General features: G+C 36.2%; 16 protein-coding genes. 12 read left to right on the forward strand and 4 right to left on the reverse strand.

From position 1 onward, the window contains the following. Positions 1 to 2: 2 nt before the first annotated feature. The 8 genes from wecB (at position 3) to D0T85_RS12765 (ending at position 9403) form a co-directional block, all read left to right on the forward strand. The gene (wecB, locus tag D0T85_RS12730; RefSeq protein WP_163213801.1) at positions 3 to 1076 is read left to right on the forward strand and encodes a non-hydrolyzing UDP-N-acetylglucosamine 2-epimerase; all 1074 of its coding nucleotides are present in this window, start codon (positions 3 to 5) and stop codon (positions 1074 to 1076) included. A 7-nt stretch (positions 1077 to 1083) separates the two neighbouring features. Beyond that, positions 1084 to 2049: a Gfo/Idh/MocA family protein gene (locus tag D0T85_RS12735; RefSeq protein ID WP_163213803.1), complete on the forward strand. Its 966-nt coding sequence runs from the start codon at positions 1084 to 1086 to the stop codon at positions 2047 to 2049. A 6-nt stretch (positions 2050 to 2055) separates the two neighbouring features. Beyond that, positions 2056 to 4974, forward strand: a complete 2919-nt coding sequence (locus D0T85_RS12740) for an FAD-binding and (Fe-S)-binding domain-containing protein (protein ID WP_163213805.1) — start codon at positions 2056 to 2058, stop codon at positions 4972 to 4974. Further along, the gene (locus D0T85_RS12745) at positions 4971 to 5972 is read left to right on the forward strand and encodes a glycosyltransferase family 2 protein (protein WP_163213807.1); all 1002 of its coding nucleotides are present in this window, start codon (positions 4971 to 4973) and stop codon (positions 5970 to 5972) included. Before D0T85_RS12740 ends, D0T85_RS12745 begins: the two co-directional genes overlap by 4 nt. Then, on the forward strand, positions 5969 to 6559 hold the full coding sequence (locus D0T85_RS12750) for a sugar transferase (RefSeq protein ID WP_163213809.1): 591 nt from the start codon (positions 5969 to 5971) through the stop codon (positions 6557 to 6559). The genes D0T85_RS12745 and D0T85_RS12750 overlap by 4 nt, the downstream gene beginning before the upstream one ends. 254 nt (positions 6560 to 6813) lie before the next feature. Continuing rightward, complete coding sequence (locus D0T85_RS12755; protein ID WP_163213811.1) at positions 6814 to 7020, forward strand: hypothetical protein; 207 nt, start codon at positions 6814 to 6816, stop codon at positions 7018 to 7020. Next, the gene (locus D0T85_RS12760; RefSeq protein ID WP_163213813.1) at positions 7017 to 8264 is read left to right on the forward strand and encodes a hypothetical protein; all 1248 of its coding nucleotides are present in this window, start codon (positions 7017 to 7019) and stop codon (positions 8262 to 8264) included. Before D0T85_RS12755 ends, D0T85_RS12760 begins: the two co-directional genes overlap by 4 nt. Next, positions 8261 to 9403 (forward strand): DegT/DnrJ/EryC1/StrS aminotransferase family protein, encoded by a 1143-nt coding sequence (locus tag D0T85_RS12765; RefSeq protein WP_163213815.1) that lies wholly within the window; start codon positions 8261 to 8263, stop codon positions 9401 to 9403. The genes D0T85_RS12760 and D0T85_RS12765 overlap by 4 nt, the downstream gene beginning before the upstream one ends. 187 nt (positions 9404 to 9590) lie before the next feature. On the opposite strand, the gene D0T85_RS23205 is transcribed toward D0T85_RS12765, so the two are convergent. Continuing rightward, positions 9591 to 9932, reverse strand: a complete 342-nt coding sequence (locus tag D0T85_RS23205) for a hypothetical protein (RefSeq protein ID WP_370459959.1) — start codon at positions 9930 to 9932, stop codon at positions 9591 to 9593. A 352-nt stretch (positions 9933 to 10284) separates the two neighbouring features. On the opposite strand from D0T85_RS23205, the gene D0T85_RS12775 reads away from it, so the two are divergent. The 3 genes from D0T85_RS12775 to D0T85_RS12785 all read left to right on the forward strand — a co-directional run bounded on the left by D0T85_RS12775 (position 10285) and on the right by D0T85_RS12785 (position 12621). Beyond that, positions 10285 to 10884, forward strand: coding sequence for a porin family protein (locus D0T85_RS12775; RefSeq protein ID WP_163213819.1), 600 nt, complete (start codon positions 10285 to 10287; stop codon positions 10882 to 10884). A 174-nt stretch (positions 10885 to 11058) separates the two neighbouring features. Continuing rightward, entirely contained in the window at positions 11059 to 11196 is a 138-nt protein-coding gene (locus tag D0T85_RS12780; RefSeq protein ID WP_163213822.1) for a hypothetical protein, read from the forward strand. A gap of 24 nt (positions 11197 to 11220) precedes the next feature. Next, entirely contained in the window at positions 11221 to 12621 is a 1401-nt protein-coding gene (locus tag D0T85_RS12785) for a C1 family peptidase (RefSeq protein WP_163213824.1), read from the forward strand. A 106-nt stretch (positions 12622 to 12727) separates the two neighbouring features. Here D0T85_RS12785 and nadD read toward each other — a convergent pair whose 3' ends face one another. The 3 genes from nadD to D0T85_RS12800 form a co-directional block, all read right to left on the reverse strand. After that, positions 12728 to 13327, reverse strand: coding sequence for a nicotinate (nicotinamide) nucleotide adenylyltransferase (nadD, locus tag D0T85_RS12790; RefSeq protein WP_163213826.1), 600 nt, complete (start codon positions 13325 to 13327; stop codon positions 12728 to 12730). 84 nt (positions 13328 to 13411) lie between these two features. After that, complete coding sequence (gene gmk, locus D0T85_RS12795; RefSeq protein ID WP_163213828.1) at positions 13412 to 13969, reverse strand: guanylate kinase; 558 nt, start codon at positions 13967 to 13969, stop codon at positions 13412 to 13414. Positions 13970 to 13981: 12 nt separating this feature from the next. After that, positions 13982 to 14863, reverse strand: coding sequence for a YicC/YloC family endoribonuclease (locus D0T85_RS12800; RefSeq protein WP_163213830.1), 882 nt, complete (start codon positions 14861 to 14863; stop codon positions 13982 to 13984). Positions 14864 to 14938: 75 nt separating this feature from the next. Between D0T85_RS12800 and tsaB the strand changes: the two genes are divergently transcribed. Further along, a complete protein-coding gene (gene tsaB, locus D0T85_RS12805) occupies positions 14939 to 15628 on the forward strand; it encodes a tRNA (adenosine(37)-N6)-threonylcarbamoyltransferase complex dimerization subunit type 1 TsaB (RefSeq protein ID WP_163213832.1) in 690 nt (229 codons plus the stop codon). Positions 15629 to 15713: the final 85 nt, after the last annotated feature.

Consider the following 15713-nt stretch of genomic DNA (forward strand, 5'->3'; position numbering starts at 1 on the left):
ACATGAAAATTGCAACTATAATTGGAGCACGTCCGCAGTTTGTGAAAGCAGCTGTTATTAGTCGCGTTTTTGCGACATCACGCTACATTGAAGAGATTATTATTCATACTGGGCAACACTTTGATGCTAATATGAGTGATGTTTTTTTTGAGGAGATGTCTATTCCTAAACCTCATTACAATTTGGATATAAATGGACTTGGACATGGGGCCATGACTGGCCAAATGTTGGAGAAAATCGAAGAAATATTAATTAAGGAGAATCCTGATTGGGTTTTAGTATATGGAGATACAAATTCTACAATTGCAGGAGCTTTAGCTGCTAAGAAATTACATATAAAAGTAGCCCACATAGAAGCAGGATTACGTTCATTCAATATGGATATGCCTGAAGAAATCAATCGCATATTAACAGATCGTATTAGTGACATATTATTCTGTCCTACGGATAAAGCAATTCAAAATTTAAAGAATGAAGGGTTTAATAATTTAGACTGTACTATAGTTCAAAGTGGGGACGTAATGCAAGATGCAGCACTCTTTTATGCGAATGAAGTTCGAGAAATACCAGAAAAAATTTCAGATAAATTTGTGTTATGTACAGTGCATAGAGCAGAAAACACAGATGATAAAGATAGATTAGCTGGAATTTTTTCGGCTTTGGAAAGTCTTTCTAAAGAAATAGAAATAATATTACCTATTCATCCTCGAACAAAAGCTAAACTAAATGAAATTGGCTACAATTTTCATAGTAGCAATATTCATTTTATTGATCCAATGGGGTATTTGAATATGGTCTATTTATTAAGTAATTGCTCATTGGTGATGACAGACAGTGGAGGATTGCAGAAAGAAGCTTATTTCTTCAAAAAGTATTGTATTACGATGCGTGATGAAACCGAATGGGTAGAATTAATAGAAAATGGGTTTAACTATCTTGTCGGAAGTGATACAGGGTGTATTTTAGACACATACAAACTTTTGATCAACAAAAAGGAAGCAAACTTTAAGTCTGGATTATATGGAAATGGAGATTCTGGGAATATAATACTAGATACACTATTAAATAGAAAATAGAAAAATAATGAAAAATTTTGCTTTAATCGGAGCCGCTGGTTACATTGCTCCTAGACATTTACGTGCCATAAAAGACACAAATAATAGATTGGTTGCAGCTTATGACACTTTTGATAGTGTTGGCATTATGGATAGTTTTTTTCCAGAATCTTCTTTTTTTGTAGAGCAGGAGTTGTTCGATCGTCATTGTACAAAACTAAAAGGAACAGATAAAAAAATAGATTATGTATCTATTTGTACACCGAACTATTTACATGATGCGCATATGCGCTATGGACTTCGTTTAGGAGCAGATGTGATATGCGAAAAACCATTAGTGCTGAATCCTTGGAATGTTGATGCTTTGCAAGAAGTAGAAAAGGAAACAGGGCACAATATTTACACAATATTGCAACTACGACTACATCAATCAATTATTGAACTTAAAGAAAAAGTAGATAAAGGGCCCAAAGATAAGATTTATGATGTTGATTTGACGTATATTACTTCCAGAGGTAATTGGTATTATACAAGTTGGAAAGGTGATGTGCACAAAAGTGGTGGAATTGCTACAAATATCGGGGTACATTTCTATGATATGCTATCGTGGGTATTTGGTGATGTAAAAAAGAATATTGTACATGTATACACACATGATAGAGCTGCAGGATATTTGGAATTTGAAAAAGCACGTATACGTTACTTTTTAAGCATTAATGCTGAAAATCTGCCAGAGAATGCGGTTGAGGGTGAAAAAAGAACTTTCCGTACAATAAAGATTGATGGAGAAGAATTTGAATTTAGCAAAGGCTTTACTGAATTACACACTGAAAGTTATAAAAACATTTTAGCTGGTAATGGATTTGGAATAGAAGATGCACGCACCGCTATAAATATAGTCTATGACATTCGTCACGCAGAGCCATTAGGATTGAAAGGGGATTACCATCCACTAGCAAAACTTTCTTTATCAAACCATCCTTTTGGTTGGTAAAATAATATGTTGCAAAAAAAAATCAAAAAACTTAAAATTGATGGAGAGATTCATGTTGACTCTCTCCATCGTATTTTGTATTCTACAGACGCGTCTGCTTACCGCGAAATGCCTCTAGGTGTAGCGTGTCCAAAGAATGTTTCGGACATACGAACCTTGATAGATTTTGCTAGTCACAACCATATATCTCTTATTCCTCGTGCTGCAGGTACTTCATTAGCTGGCCAAGTGGTCGGAAATGGATTAGTCGTTGACATATCCAGATATTTGAATAAAATAATCGAGATAAATGTAGACGAACATTGGATCAAAGTAGAACCAGGGGTTGTATTGGATGAATTGAATATGTTTTGCAAACCTTATGGCTTGTTTTTTGGGCCTGAGACATCTACTGCAAATCGATGTTGCATTGGTGGCATGGTAGGGAATAATTCATGTGGATCCCACTCTTTGATATATGGAAGTACACGTGATCATTTGTTAGAGGCCAAAGTCATGCTTTTTGATGGTACGGAAATTCTTTTAAAGGGTTTATCTGAGGAAGAAGTAAAGAAAAAGTGTGAATTACCAACGATTGAGGGGAGAATTTACAAGCAATTGATAAACTTACTCAGTAACAAACATAATCAGGAGGCAATTTATGCAAATTATCCTGATCCAGAAGTAAAGCGAAGGAACTCTGGATATGCAATTGATAAGTTGTTAAATTCGTCTTGTTTTCATACAGCAAAAGATGAACCTTTCAATTTATGTGATTTGTTGGCCGGTTCGGAAGGCACTTTAGCGTTTATCACTGAATTAAAACTCAATCTGGTGCCACTACCTCCTTCCGAAAAGGCTTTAGTTTGTATTCATTGCTCTACCTTAAATGAAGCATTTGAGGCCAATCTCGTTGCGCTGAAGCATAATCCAGTTGCTATTGAGTTGATGGACCATAATATTCTTGAACTCAGCAAGAAAAATCTTTCACAGAGCGCCAATCGCTTCTTTATTAAAGGAAATCCTGCAGCTATTTTGATGGTCGAGTTGGCCGAGGAAACAAGAGAACAACTAGACACTAAAGCAAGCAATATTGAAAAGGATATGCACACGCATTGTTATGGTTACCATTTTCCTCGTATTTATGGAAAAGATATCAATAAAGTGTGGTCATTAAGAAAAGCTGGTTTAGGGTTATTATCTGGTATGTCTGGTGATGCCAAACCTGTTTCTGTAATAGAAGATACAGCTGTTGCTCCTTATCGACTTCCTGCTTATATGAGCGACTTCAAAAAAATGCTTGACAAATACCATTTAGACTGCGTATATCATGCCCATATAAGTACTGGTGAGTTACATCTTCGGCCAATATTAAATTTGAAAGAAGAACATGACAGAAAATTGTTTAGAACAGTAGCAGAAGAAACAGCTATGTTGGTAAAAAAGCATCGCGGTTCTTTAAGTGGAGAGCATGGTGATGGCAGATTGCGTGGGGAGTTTTTACCTATTTTATATGGAAATGAAGTTTATGGATTATTTAAAAAAATAAAAAGAATATGGGATCCAGAAAAACTGTTTAATCCAGGTAAAATTGTTGACACACCTCCTATGGATGATTGTCTTCGATATGTAAACAAAAAACTAGATATACAAACGTATTTTGATTATGGTTCACAAAAAAAATGGCTAACTGCAATAGAACAATGTAATGGATCAGGAGATTGTCGTAAATCAGAATTGTTTGCAGGAACCATGTGCCCTACTTTCAGAGCTACTCGTAACGAAAAGAATGTGACTCGTGCTAGGGCAAATATATTACGAGAATTACTAATAACAGATCAAAATAAAGTCATCTTCAATCACCCTGATATCTTAGAAGTGTTAGATACTTGTATTTCATGCAAAGCTTGTAAGTCAGAATGTCCTTCTAATATAGATATGACTAGATTTAAAGCCGAGTACTACCAACATCATTATGAAATTTCCAGAGCACCAATGCGTTCTCTGTTAATAGCTAATATAACAAAGATACAACAAATAGGAAGTTTTTTTCCATGTGTATATAATTTTTTTATATCAAATCATTTTTTTTCTAACATTTTAAAAAGAACACTGAGATTTGCTTCACAGAGAGATCTACCTAGGCTGTCAAATATAACATTGCGAAAGTGGCACAAGTCATTCATTAAGAAAAACGGTGAAATTAAAGAGCCGATAGCAGTAGTCTATTTGTTTGCAGATGAATTCACTAATTATGTAGATGTTGAAATCGGAAAAACATTTATATTATTATTGTACAAATTAGGATATTCGGTAATAATACCTAAACATACAGAGAGTGGAAGAACAGAATTATCTAAAGGATTCTTAAAAAAAGCACGAAAAATTGCAGAAAAAAATATAGCATTATTATCTGAAGAATTAGAAAATGATTCTGTTTTTGTAGGCATTGAGCCTTCTTGTATATTATCATTTAGGGATGAATACTTGAGTTTAGTGAGTGATGATTTGAAAGAAAATGCAAAAAAAATATCAGAAAAATGTTTGTTATATGATGAGTTTATCGTTAGAGAAATTAATAGAGGTAATATTACAAAAAAACAATTTACGGATGTGGAAGCCTATATATTGTTGCATGGGCATTGTCACCAAAAAACATTGGCATCAATCGAACCTTCACAAATAATGCTTTCATTACCTCAGAATTATCATGTAAATATAGTGCCTTCTGGTTGTTGTGGTATGGCTGGTTCTTTTGGGTTTGAGAAAGAACACTATAGTTTATCTATGCATATTGGAGAAAACACATTATTTCCTACAATACGCAAAGCTGATAGTAAAACAATAATTTCGGCTCCAGGAACAAGTTGTAGACAACAAATCACAGATGGTACAGGTAGAAAGGCTTACCATCCAATTGAAATATTATTTAGCGCACTATTATGATATCAATAATTTGTCCTACTTTAAATGAGGAAAAATATATTCGTACTTGTATAGAATCAATCTTACAACAAGATTTTCCTCAAAGTGAAATGGAAGTGATATTTGTAGATGGCAACAGTGAAGATAATACGCGACAAATAATATCAGAATACATAAGTAAATATCCTTTTATCAAAATAGAAAACAATCCAGACAAAATAGTTCCTATTGCTATGAATATAGGGATCAAGGTTTCTCATGGTGATGTTATTATTAGGATCGATGCACACTCTGTTTATCCCTCTAATTATTTTTCTGTTTTAGTTAAAAAGTTAGTTGAATTAGATGCTGATAATGTTGGTGTACCTTGTAAAACAGATGTATTAAATAAAACACCAAAATCTATAGCAATAAAGGAAGTGTTAAGCAATAGATTTGGTGTAGGTAATTCCACTTTCAGATTAGGAGTCAATGACATACAGAAAGTGGATACTGTACCTTTTGGTTGTTGGCGAAGAAATGTTTTTGATAAGTATGGATATTATGATACTAGATTAATAAGAAATCAAGATATTGAATTAAACAAAAGGATACTACGGGGGAAGGGGAAAATATATTTAGTTCCTGATACATATTGTACTTATTATGCAAGAGAAGATTTTAGTGGAATATCAAGAAACAATTATAATAATGGTAAATGGAATGTTTTAACTGTATTTTATACAAGAACATTGAAATCTTTATCATTGCGACATTTTATCCCACTACTTTTTATTCTTTCAATTTTTATTCCTTTCATATTATCTCTATTCTATTCTCCTTTTATATATTTATCACTCCTTAGTGTTTTAATATATATAGTTTTGATAACACTAATTAGCCTAAATATAAGAATTACAAAAAACACTAACTTCTTTTATCTCTTTACTGCTTTTACTGTTTTACACATATCTTATGGCTGTGGTTCTTTTGTTGGGCTGATAAATATTGTGTTTAATGCTTATAAAACAAAGAAATGATATTCAAATTTATTTTTGATCGACTATTTTCCTTATTGGGGTTAATTCTCATTTTTCCTCTTTTGGCTATTATTGCACTGTTGATCCGTATAAAAATGCCTAATGGTCCTATCATATTCAAGCAAAAAAGAATTGGTCAGTATGGGAAACTATTTACTATGTATAAGTTCCGTTCAATGAACATATCTCATCATGGAAGTTCAATTTCAGTAAAAGGAGAAAAAAGAATTACCCCTTTAGGGGCAAAACTAAGAAAATATAAACTGGATGAATTACCTGAATTATGGAATGTCTTAATCGGAGACATGAGTTTTGTTGGTCCCCGTCCAGATGTCCCTGGTTACGCTGACAAATTAGAAGGTGATAGTAGAAGAATACTTCAGTTAAAGCCTGGGATAACAGGCCCAGCCAGTCTTAAATATAGAAATGAAGAAGAAATTTTAGCACAACAAGATGATCCTCAAAAATATAATGATGAGATTCTCTTCCCAGATAAGGTGAAAATTAATTTGTTTTATTTGGATAATTGGTCGTTTTATCTTGATATAAAAATCATTCTATATACCATACTGGGTAAAGAGTTTTAGATTATCTTTCGTTCAAACCTCCAATTCTCATGAAACACAAATTCTGGGCAAACTGCGCCGCATGGTCCGGCTTTTTCTGGATCGCTTTTATTATTGGCTTCTATATTTTTTTTGATTACACATTCGAGTGTCATCATTCAAAGGCTGAAACACTCTGTTTTGAATGTCGCTTATATCTCATTCTCCCTCATATTTGTTTCCTGTTAATGACCTCAGCTAGTTTGTTGATGTTTATGCTTTGCAAGAAAAAAGAAATGGAAATAGACATCAATATATACTCTAGGTTGAAGGATATTGAATTGATGAGTAGGATAGAGATTTTGGAACTGGAACGAAAAAAGAAAGAGATAGATGAAATTTTGAATAGATTGCAAAAAAACAGCCAAACAACAAGAGATAAAATATCAGAGTTGATTAGTGATGCTGTAAAAACAAATTCTACCAAAAAAATGAAAGAATGAGGCTATTCCGATCTTCAATAAGTCGTATTTTAGGATTAATAGTAAAACATCCCCATACCTCTTTTATAATTGGAATAGTAAGTGTAGTATTGACTCTTGTATTTGGTCACTATAGCTTACAAACACGCAATCTAAATGTAAGCGAACTTATGGTGGGATATGCCCCCTATCAGGTTAGCGATAAAGAAACCCTTGAAGATCGGAACTTGATATTGTTGAAAGGGGCAAATAATTATTTAAGAAAACAAAGATCAGCATATCGACTTTATCCATCCATTGCTAATGGAAATTATGTGAATGTATTGAATGATCTGGAAAAAAAGGATGTACACATTGCATTTGTTTCACAAGGAATTTACGCTCTTTTGAAAAATAGAAAGTTGCCAGATCATGAAAACGCACTTAATAATCACTGTTTTAATGCTGATAAATTTAAGGAAATCGGGTATAAGAAACATGGACTTAAAGAAGTGTATAAAGCAGGGATATTACATAATGATAAAATAAATCTGAATGATAGTATTCTTTTTGATTTGAAGTCTTATTTAAATCAGAAAGGGATTAAAACCATCATCTTAAACGAAGATTCATATTCTACCTCTTCATCTATCTTTCCAAAAGTTTTTTTGTTGGAAAGACAAATAAATCCAGAAAATGGTGATTTCAGATTCCTAAAAGAATCAAGGAAAGCTATGATTGATTCAGTTAAAAAGAATTCATCAACAATTGGTTTTTTGAGCAATGAAGATTTCGAAAGTCTGAAAGATAAAGATTCTTTGAAGTTTATTGAAATTCCAATCCCAGTTCCGTATGATGCAATATTGGTTAATTCGAAATGGTGGACAAGTATAGGGAGAAGTAATCAAAAAATAATAAAAGAAGCTCTGAACGAGCCTCCATTAGGTATTGTAAATGTAAAAGCACAAGAGTCCTCAATTGGTATGTATCATCAATATCTGTTTTCAGGAGTAATATTTGAAGATAGTATAAAAGATAGGGCACTTGTTCAACTCCCCGAGGACTTTTTAGATATTTATGAATTGCATAAACAAGTCGATTCTGTATATATTTGTAAGTTTGGTTTTGATAATATTGACTCTAATTTGTTTTCGTTCAAACCACCTGTCCTGATTGATTCTACTGTGTTAAAAAGAGAAGATAACAAATATTACATTCCAAAGAAAGGAAATATAAAAAGAGGAATGCATGTTTTGCCTAAAAACAAATTAATATCAACCCAATGAATAACCGTATCTACCTCTCCCTTGCCCACATGAGTGGCCACGAGCAGGAATTCATAAAAGAAGCCTTCGACACCAACTGGGTAGTCCCCTTGGGTCCCAACGTTGACGCTTTCGAAAAATCGCTAAGCGATTTTTTAACTCATAACTCACAACTCTCAACTCTCAACTGCGTTGCATTATCCTCCGGAACAGCTGCCATTCACCTTGGACTTGTTCTTATGGGTGTACAACCGGGTGACGAAGTAATCTGCCAAAGTTTTACCTTTGCTGCCTCGGCCAACCCTATCGCCTATCTGGAAGCGACCCCTGTTTTTGTTGATAGCGAAAGGGACACATGGAATATGGATCCGGTGCTTTTGGAAGAAGCCATAAAAGACCGCCTTCGCAAAACAGGAAAATTGCCAAAAGCAATTATTCCTGTGCACTTATATGGAATGCCTGCAAAGATGGATGAGATAATGGCCATAGCCAATCGCTATGATATACCTGTATTGGAAGATGCTGCAGAAGCCCTCGGTTCTACACTTAACAATCGCAATTGTGGCGTATTTGGTGAACTCGGAGTTCTTTCCTTTAACGGAAACAAGATGATTACCACATCCGGTGGAGGAGCGTTGATCTGCCGTACCGAAGAAGAAGCCAAACAAACCAAGTTCTATGCAACGCAGGCCAGAGACAACGCACCTCATTACCAACACTCGAAAGTTGGCTATAACTACCGGATGAGTAATATTTGCGCAGGCATCGGACGCGGACAAATGTTTGTTCTCGAAGAACATATCGCTCGCCGCAGAGAGATACATGATCTGTACACTGAATTATTGAAAGATGTTCCCGGAGTAAATGTAATGCAGAATCCTAGTGAGAATTATAAATCAAACTTCTGGCTTACCTGTATATTAGTTGATCCGGCAAAAGCAGGAAAAACACGCGAAGATATCCGTTTGGCAATGGATGCAGCGAACATAGAAACCCGTCCTCTGTGGAAGCCCTTACACCTTCAACCAGTGTTTGCCAATGCTCCGTTCTATGGAAATGGTACTAGTGAACATTTGTTTGATATTGGTTTGTGTTTGCCATCAGGTCCTACACTAACAAATGATGATATAAGGAAGGTGGTAGAGGTTATTAAAGGATGAAGCTACTGAAAGTCTGCAAAAACATCCTCAAATATCTGTTCGTCCCCTATTACATCTACCGTAAACGGGAATAATCGGACAATTAAGAACATGCAAAAAAGGGCTGTGGTTTACTTTTTAAATCGCAGCCCTTTTCTGTTTTATGAAGATACTGAATTTTAATTCTTAGTTATGGGAAGCGAAGGACTTATAGAAAAAATATTGCTGTCCGGTAAACTTTCCTTTGTGCTAAAAATTTAGGCTGAACCCCTCGTTTGGGATTCAGCCTTTTTTTGATTTCCTTTGTAGTTACTTTGAAGCGGATCGTACAATCCTGGAGCGGATTCTTACCCAATACCGCAAAATGATTTTCCTCCTCGGTACCTTTGTTGTGGAAGGTAAGGTGGAAAGTACCCAATCCGCCAATTTTTACTTTATTGCCTTTGGTAAGGTAAAATCGCATGCGGCGAATCAATATACCCAGAATGTTTAATAACCAAATATTAAAATGCCTCAGGGCGGTGCGTGAGCTTAAACAGGGCATGTACATGGTTGCTATTTCGGTGCGTGAGATCTGTTATTCAACAACGGTTTATTGAAAGTGAGGTAAAAGGAGGTAGAGTGAGGTAGAGGGGCTGTTAAGCTCTGATTTAACTATTCTTTTTTAACCGCAGAGTACGCAGAGTTTCGCAGAGTTTAAGATTCAATGCTGCATAGAAATTAAAAACTACCAACTACTTTACCTCCTTTCAACTTGCATCTACCTCCAGTTCACTTCGGTCCTCAATTTAGTCACTCCGGTATCTTTCTTCTATAACTGCTTCATATTACCTCATATCTTTGTTGCAGAAACAAAAAGAAATAGTTTTTCAATAGAAGTTTAATTTTTAAAAAAGAGAGTTATGAAAAAGGTAATATTAAGTGTAATGGTAGTTTTAGGACTTGGAGCAAGTCAGGTTAACGCTCAGAATATTAGTTATGGTGTAAAGGCCGACGCTACAATGTCCAACTATATTTTATCCGATATGGATAATATGAGTAGCAATATGGGAATTGGTTTTAGTGTTGGCGGATTTGCCAAATGGGATATAACAAAGAATTTCGCCATTCAGCCCGAACTGCTGATTAATTTCCGGACTTCCGAATTTAAGGATAAAGGAAAAGGTAAACGAGACTTTGATTACTGGGGCATGGAGATTCCTGTATATGCCATGGGACAATGGTACACCGCAAACAACAGTCGTTTCTATGCAGCTGTAGGCCCATATATAGGATACGGTTTTAGTGCACGTTACAAAGACCCTGAGTATAAACTGTATAAGAATGATGCTTTAAAACGTTTCGACTTTGGTTTTGGTACACAGGTTGGTTATGAATTTCCGAACAGAATTTCCATTAACGCATCTTATAAAATAGGTATCATTGATTCGCTCGATGAAGGTAAAGATGATGCAACTATGTTACCACAAAGAGTATCACTGGGTGTAGCTTACCGATTCTAAAACAAAACATATTTCCAGAATGGAAGGAGTTATCGCTTCGCTAGGAGTTAAAGGAGTTAAAGCTTTAGATGCTCTGAAGTATCTTAAAGCTATAACTCCTAAGGAGCAAAGCTCCTGATAACTCCCTTTAACTCCTTCCATTCTTGAAATATAAATCCTTCAAATCCATCTGTTATGTATTACATTCTACTTTCACTTTGGGCCGATGCTGCCGATGCAGAGAAAACCAAAAGTAAGAAAAAAGCAAAGACCCCCGGAGTTAAAAAACAAAGTAAATCAAAACTATCCACAGAGAAAGATGTACCTTTGTAGGGAAACATCTAAAACTACTGTGATATGAAACAAAGCAAAATCTGGATAGTGGTTGCTACTGTTGGGCTCTCATTATCTGTTTATGGACAACAATCAAAAGGAGGAATTACTCCCGGAATGCTCGATCAGATACGGCAATCGTACAACGAAACGCCTGCCGATAAAGCAATCCGCAATGCAATCAGCAACAACAATATAAATTCATTGGCAGTAAACGCCGATAGCAAAAACAACTTCGATACATACTTCTCGCATAAAGTGAATAGTAAAGGTATCACCAACCAAAAGTCGTCTGGTCGTTGTTGGCTTTTCACCGGATTAAATGTATTCCGGGCACAAATGATAGCCAAATACGATATGGGCGATTTTCGTTTTTCTACCAACTATTCTTTCTTTTGGGATCAGCTGGAAAAAGCAAATCTCTTTTTGCAGGGAATCATTGATACCCACGATAAACCTATGGACGACCGGACTGTAGAATGGCTTTTTAAAAATGCATTGAGCGATGGCGGGCAATTTACAGGTGTGTTTGATATCCTCACAAAATACGGAGTGGTTCCTGCCGAGGTTATGGTTGAAACCAACAGTAGCGAAAGCACCGCACGGATGTCTAACCTCATTGGTTTGAAACTAAAGGAGTTTGGATTGCAACTTCGCGAGCAAGCTGCAAAAGGAGATAAAGTAACTGCACTCGAAAAGAATAAAACCGAAATGCTGGGCACTATTTACCGGATGCTGGTTTTAAACCTGGGCGAACCTCCTGCAACATTTACATGGACACGTAAAAATTCAAAAGGCGAACCTGTTGAAACAAAAGAATATACGCCTATTTCTTTCTTCAAAGAATACATTGAGGGAGATATTGAGAACGATTATGTAATGCTAATGAATGATCCCTCGCGCGAATATTATAAGCTTTACGAAATAGATTTTGATCGCCACCGTTACGATGGTAAAAACTGGACGTATGTAAATCTGCCCATCGAAGAGATCAAAGAAATGGCTATCAGTTCAATAAAAGATAATACAATGATGTACTTCTCGTGCGATGTGGGTAAATTCTTCGATCGCGACAGAGGTGTGCTCGATGTAGATTATTACGACTATGATTCACTGTTTGGCACTACATTCGGGATGGATAAAAAGCAACGGATACAAACATTTGCCAGTGGTTCATCGCACGCAATGACATTAATGGCTGTTGATTTGGATGCAAACAACAAACCTAAAAAATGGATGGTAGAAAACAGTTGGGGACCTGGAGCTAACAACGGACACTTGATAATGACAGACAAATGGTTCGATGAATATATGTTCCGTTTGGTAGTGAACAAAAAGTATATAACCAATAAGGTAACAAAAATCCTCAAACAAAAAGCAGTTCGTTTGCCGGCATGGGATCCGATGTTTGCGAATGAAAAATAATTATATTTCACCACAGAGGACACAGAGTTACACAGAGTTTTAAACTTCCATGCGGCATCGTATTTAGAACTCTGTGTAACTCTGTGAACTCTGTGGTGAAATATAATTAATCTTTTTTCAGCAACCGATACACCTCAGGGTGCAAAAAGTACCTAACATCTTTCCCTTTCGCAATGGCCTCCCGTATAAAAGTAGAACTTATGTCCAGTAGCGGTGCATTGATTGCTTTGGTTTTTGGAGGAAAATAATCGTTATACAAAGCATATCCGGGACGGGGATAAACAAGAATATTGTGTTGTTCCATAAGCCGTCTAGCCTCTTTCCACCGATGAATAGAATTCCAGTTATCGGCCCCCATAATGAGATAAAATTCCCGGTCGGGATATTCTTCTTTGAGTTTATCCAGTGTATTGATAGTATAAGAAGGACGGGGAAGTGAAAATTCAAAGTCGGAAACCTTGAATTTGGGATAGTCTTTTACTGCAACCCTTACCAGTTCCAGCCGTTCATTATCCGATAAAAAATTGCTTGCATCCTTTATCGGGTTTTGTGGGCTTACCATAAACCATAACTCGTCTAGCTCGGTAAATTCGCACAGATAATTGGCAAGCGCCAAATGTCCAATATGAATCGGGTTGAAAGTACCACCAAGAATTCCCGTTTTTGTTAGTTGAGAGTTGAGAGTTGAGAGTTGAGAGTTTTCCATGTCACTATAATTAAGATTGAAAGTTGAAAGTTGAAAGTTTTGATTCCGCATGGTAACTCTCAACTTTCAACTCTCAACTCTCAACTATATAAATTCTTTTACTACCTTTAAAATCTCCGCTTTAGCTTTTTCGAGGTCATCGTTAACAATAATGGCATCGAACTGATTGGCAAAACCTAATTCAAACTCCGCTTTCCGGATTCGCTTTTCAATAACTTCGGGAGTATCCGTTCCGCGTCCGGTTAATCGTTTGCGCAATTCTTCAACCGAAGGCGGTTGTACAAATATAGCCAGCGCACGATTACCAAAGTGTTTTTTAATATTCACACCACCAATCACATCTACATCGAAAACCACATTTTTACCTTCCTGCAACAAGTCCTCTACCGGCGCTTTGAGAGTTCCATAAAAACAGTTTTCATAAACCTCTTCATGCTCCAGAAAATGCCCATCTTCGATACGCGTTTTAAATTCGTCGGGCGTGAGGAAATAATATTCCTTTCCATGTACTTCTTCACCACGAGGTGCACGGCTTGTTGCCGAGATTGAAAATGCCAGATTAAGATTCTGCGTAAGCAAATAATTAATTAAGGTAGATTTGCCCGAACCCGATGGTGCCGAAAATATAAGAACTTTTCCCATATCAAACTAAAATTACATTACATTCAAAACCTGTTCTTTAATCTGTTCCAGTTCATCCTTCATCTGAACTACAATCTTTTGCATTTCAGCATGATTCGATTTACTTCCCAGTGTATTGATTTCACGGCCCATTTCCTGTGCAATGAATCCAAGTTTCTTTCCTTGTCCCGGGTTGCCTTCCATTGTGCTGATGAAATATTTCAGGTGGTTGGTAAGGCGTTGTCTCTCTTCATTAATATCCAGTTTCTCGATATAATAAATAAGTTCCTGTTCAAGGCGGTTCTTATCATAATCAACCGAGATTGTTTTTTCCAGTGCTTCGCAAATACGTTCTCTTATCTTATCAACACGTTCTTTCTCATAAGGAGCTACGTCTTCCAAGAGTTGATATATGCTGGTTATTTTTTCGCGGAATTTATTCTCTAAAGCTTTTCCTTCCTGTTTCCTAAAATCGGTAAGCTGGTTCAAAGCCTCGGTAACACCGTTGTGTACAACTTTCCATTCTTCATCGCTAAGTTCCTGAATTTCTTGTTTACTCATTACATCAGGCATTCTTAAAAGGGTAGGAAACCAATGTTCTTCGGGTAAAGCAATTCCCAGGTTTGCAGATATTTCGTTGATTTGCTTATAGTACCCTTCCAGTAAGCTTTGATTTATTTTTGGAGCAGCATCGGCAGTATCTTTTTTCTCTACCCACAAGCTTAAATCTACTTTTCCTCTTTCAAGAATTTTCGATATTTCGTTACGCAATTCCATTTCTTTTTCCCTGTAAGCCGGCGCTATGCGGGTAAACAAATCCATTGCTTTACTATTCAGAGACTTTATTTCAATAATAACTTTTTTGTCAGGCAGTTCGGCTATAGCTTTACCATAACCAGTCATTGATACGATCATAAATAATTAGTTTTTGCAAAAGTATAAGTTTTTTCGTAATTATACGTATCTTTGCACAATTATAACCCCAAATATATGTCGTGCATTTTACATATTGAGACTTCAACCTCGGTCTGCTCGGTTGCTGTAAGTCAGGATGCTCATACTATTTTTGTCAAAGAAGATTTTAACGGTCCATCACACAACGTATTGTTAGGTGTGTTTATTGATGAGGCCCTGTCTTTTGTCGACAGTTGCGGTATTCCTCTCGATGCGGTTGCCGTTAGTTGCGGTCCTGGCTCGTACACCGGATTACGTATTGGTGTATCTATGGCTAAAGGTATTTGTTACGGGCGCGATTTGCCACTTATCGGCCTTCCTACGCTGGAAGTTCTTAGTGTACCAGTGTTGCTTTATCATGAGTTACCGGACGATGCCCTTCTTTGTCCGATGATTGATGCCCGCAGAATGGAAGTTTATGCTGCCCTTTACAATAAAGCACTCAATGTAGAACGTGCAATCTCGGCCGATATAATAGACGAAACCTCTTACCTGGAATACCTGGAAAAGCACCCGGTTTACTTCTTCGGAAACGGAGCAGCCAAATGTAAAGAACAGATTACACACCCCAATGCTCACTTTATTGATGATATCCATCCGTTAGCCCAAATGATGTTTCCCTTGGCCGAGAAAGCTATGGCTAATAAAGATTTCAAAGACGTTGCATATTTCGAACCCTTTTATTTAAAAGAATTTATAGCTACTGTACCAAAACAAAAGTTATGAGTTATGAGTTATGAGTTTTGAGTGGTCTTAATAACTCAAAACTCATTACTCATAACTCATAACTCAAAACTCATAACTAAAAAAT

Origin of the sequence: Bacteroides sp. 519 (assembly GCF_010500955.1) — a bacterium.
Taxonomy (GTDB): Bacteria; Bacteroidota; Bacteroidia; order Bacteroidales; family Bacteroidaceae; genus Bacteroides.

Bases quoted from the DNA above. Each gene is read 5' to 3' on its own strand.
- wecB (WP_163213801.1), top strand. From the start codon at position 3: ATGAAAATTGCAACTATAATTGGAGCACGTCCGCAGTTTGTGAAAGCA.
- D0T85_RS12735 (WP_163213803.1), top strand. From the start codon at position 1,084: ATGAAAAATTTTGCTTTAATCGGAGCCGCTGGTTACATTGCTCCTAGA.
- D0T85_RS12740 (WP_163213805.1), top strand. From the start codon at position 2,056: ATGTTGCAAAAAAAAATCAAAAAACTTAAAATTGATGGAGAGATTCAT.
- D0T85_RS12745 (WP_163213807.1), top strand. From the start codon at position 4,971: ATGATATCAATAATTTGTCCTACTTTAAATGAGGAAAAATATATTCGT.
- D0T85_RS12750 (WP_163213809.1), top strand. From the start codon at position 5,969: ATGATATTCAAATTTATTTTTGATCGACTATTTTCCTTATTGGGGTTA.
- D0T85_RS12755 (WP_163213811.1), top strand. From the start codon at position 6,814: ATGGAAATAGACATCAATATATACTCTAGGTTGAAGGATATTGAATTG.
- D0T85_RS12760 (WP_163213813.1), top strand. From the start codon at position 7,017: ATGAGGCTATTCCGATCTTCAATAAGTCGTATTTTAGGATTAATAGTA.
- D0T85_RS12765 (WP_163213815.1), top strand. From the start codon at position 8,261: ATGAATAACCGTATCTACCTCTCCCTTGCCCACATGAGTGGCCACGAG.
- D0T85_RS23205 (WP_370459959.1), bottom strand. From the start codon at position 9,932: ATGTACATGCCCTGTTTAAGCTCACGCACCGCCCTGAGGCATTTTAAT.
- D0T85_RS12775 (WP_163213819.1), top strand. From the start codon at position 10,285: ATGAAAAAGGTAATATTAAGTGTAATGGTAGTTTTAGGACTTGGAGCA.
- D0T85_RS12780 (WP_163213822.1), top strand. From the start codon at position 11,059: ATGTATTACATTCTACTTTCACTTTGGGCCGATGCTGCCGATGCAGAG.
- D0T85_RS12785 (WP_163213824.1), top strand. From the start codon at position 11,221: ATGAAACAAAGCAAAATCTGGATAGTGGTTGCTACTGTTGGGCTCTCA.
- nadD (WP_163213826.1), bottom strand. From the start codon at position 13,327: ATGGAAAACTCTCAACTCTCAACTCTCAACTCTCAACTAACAAAAACG.
- gmk (WP_163213828.1), bottom strand. From the start codon at position 13,969: ATGGGAAAAGTTCTTATATTTTCGGCACCATCGGGTTCGGGCAAATCT.
- D0T85_RS12800 (WP_163213830.1), bottom strand. From the start codon at position 14,863: ATGATCGTATCAATGACTGGTTATGGTAAAGCTATAGCCGAACTGCCT.
- tsaB (WP_163213832.1), top strand. From the start codon at position 14,939: ATGTCGTGCATTTTACATATTGAGACTTCAACCTCGGTCTGCTCGGTT.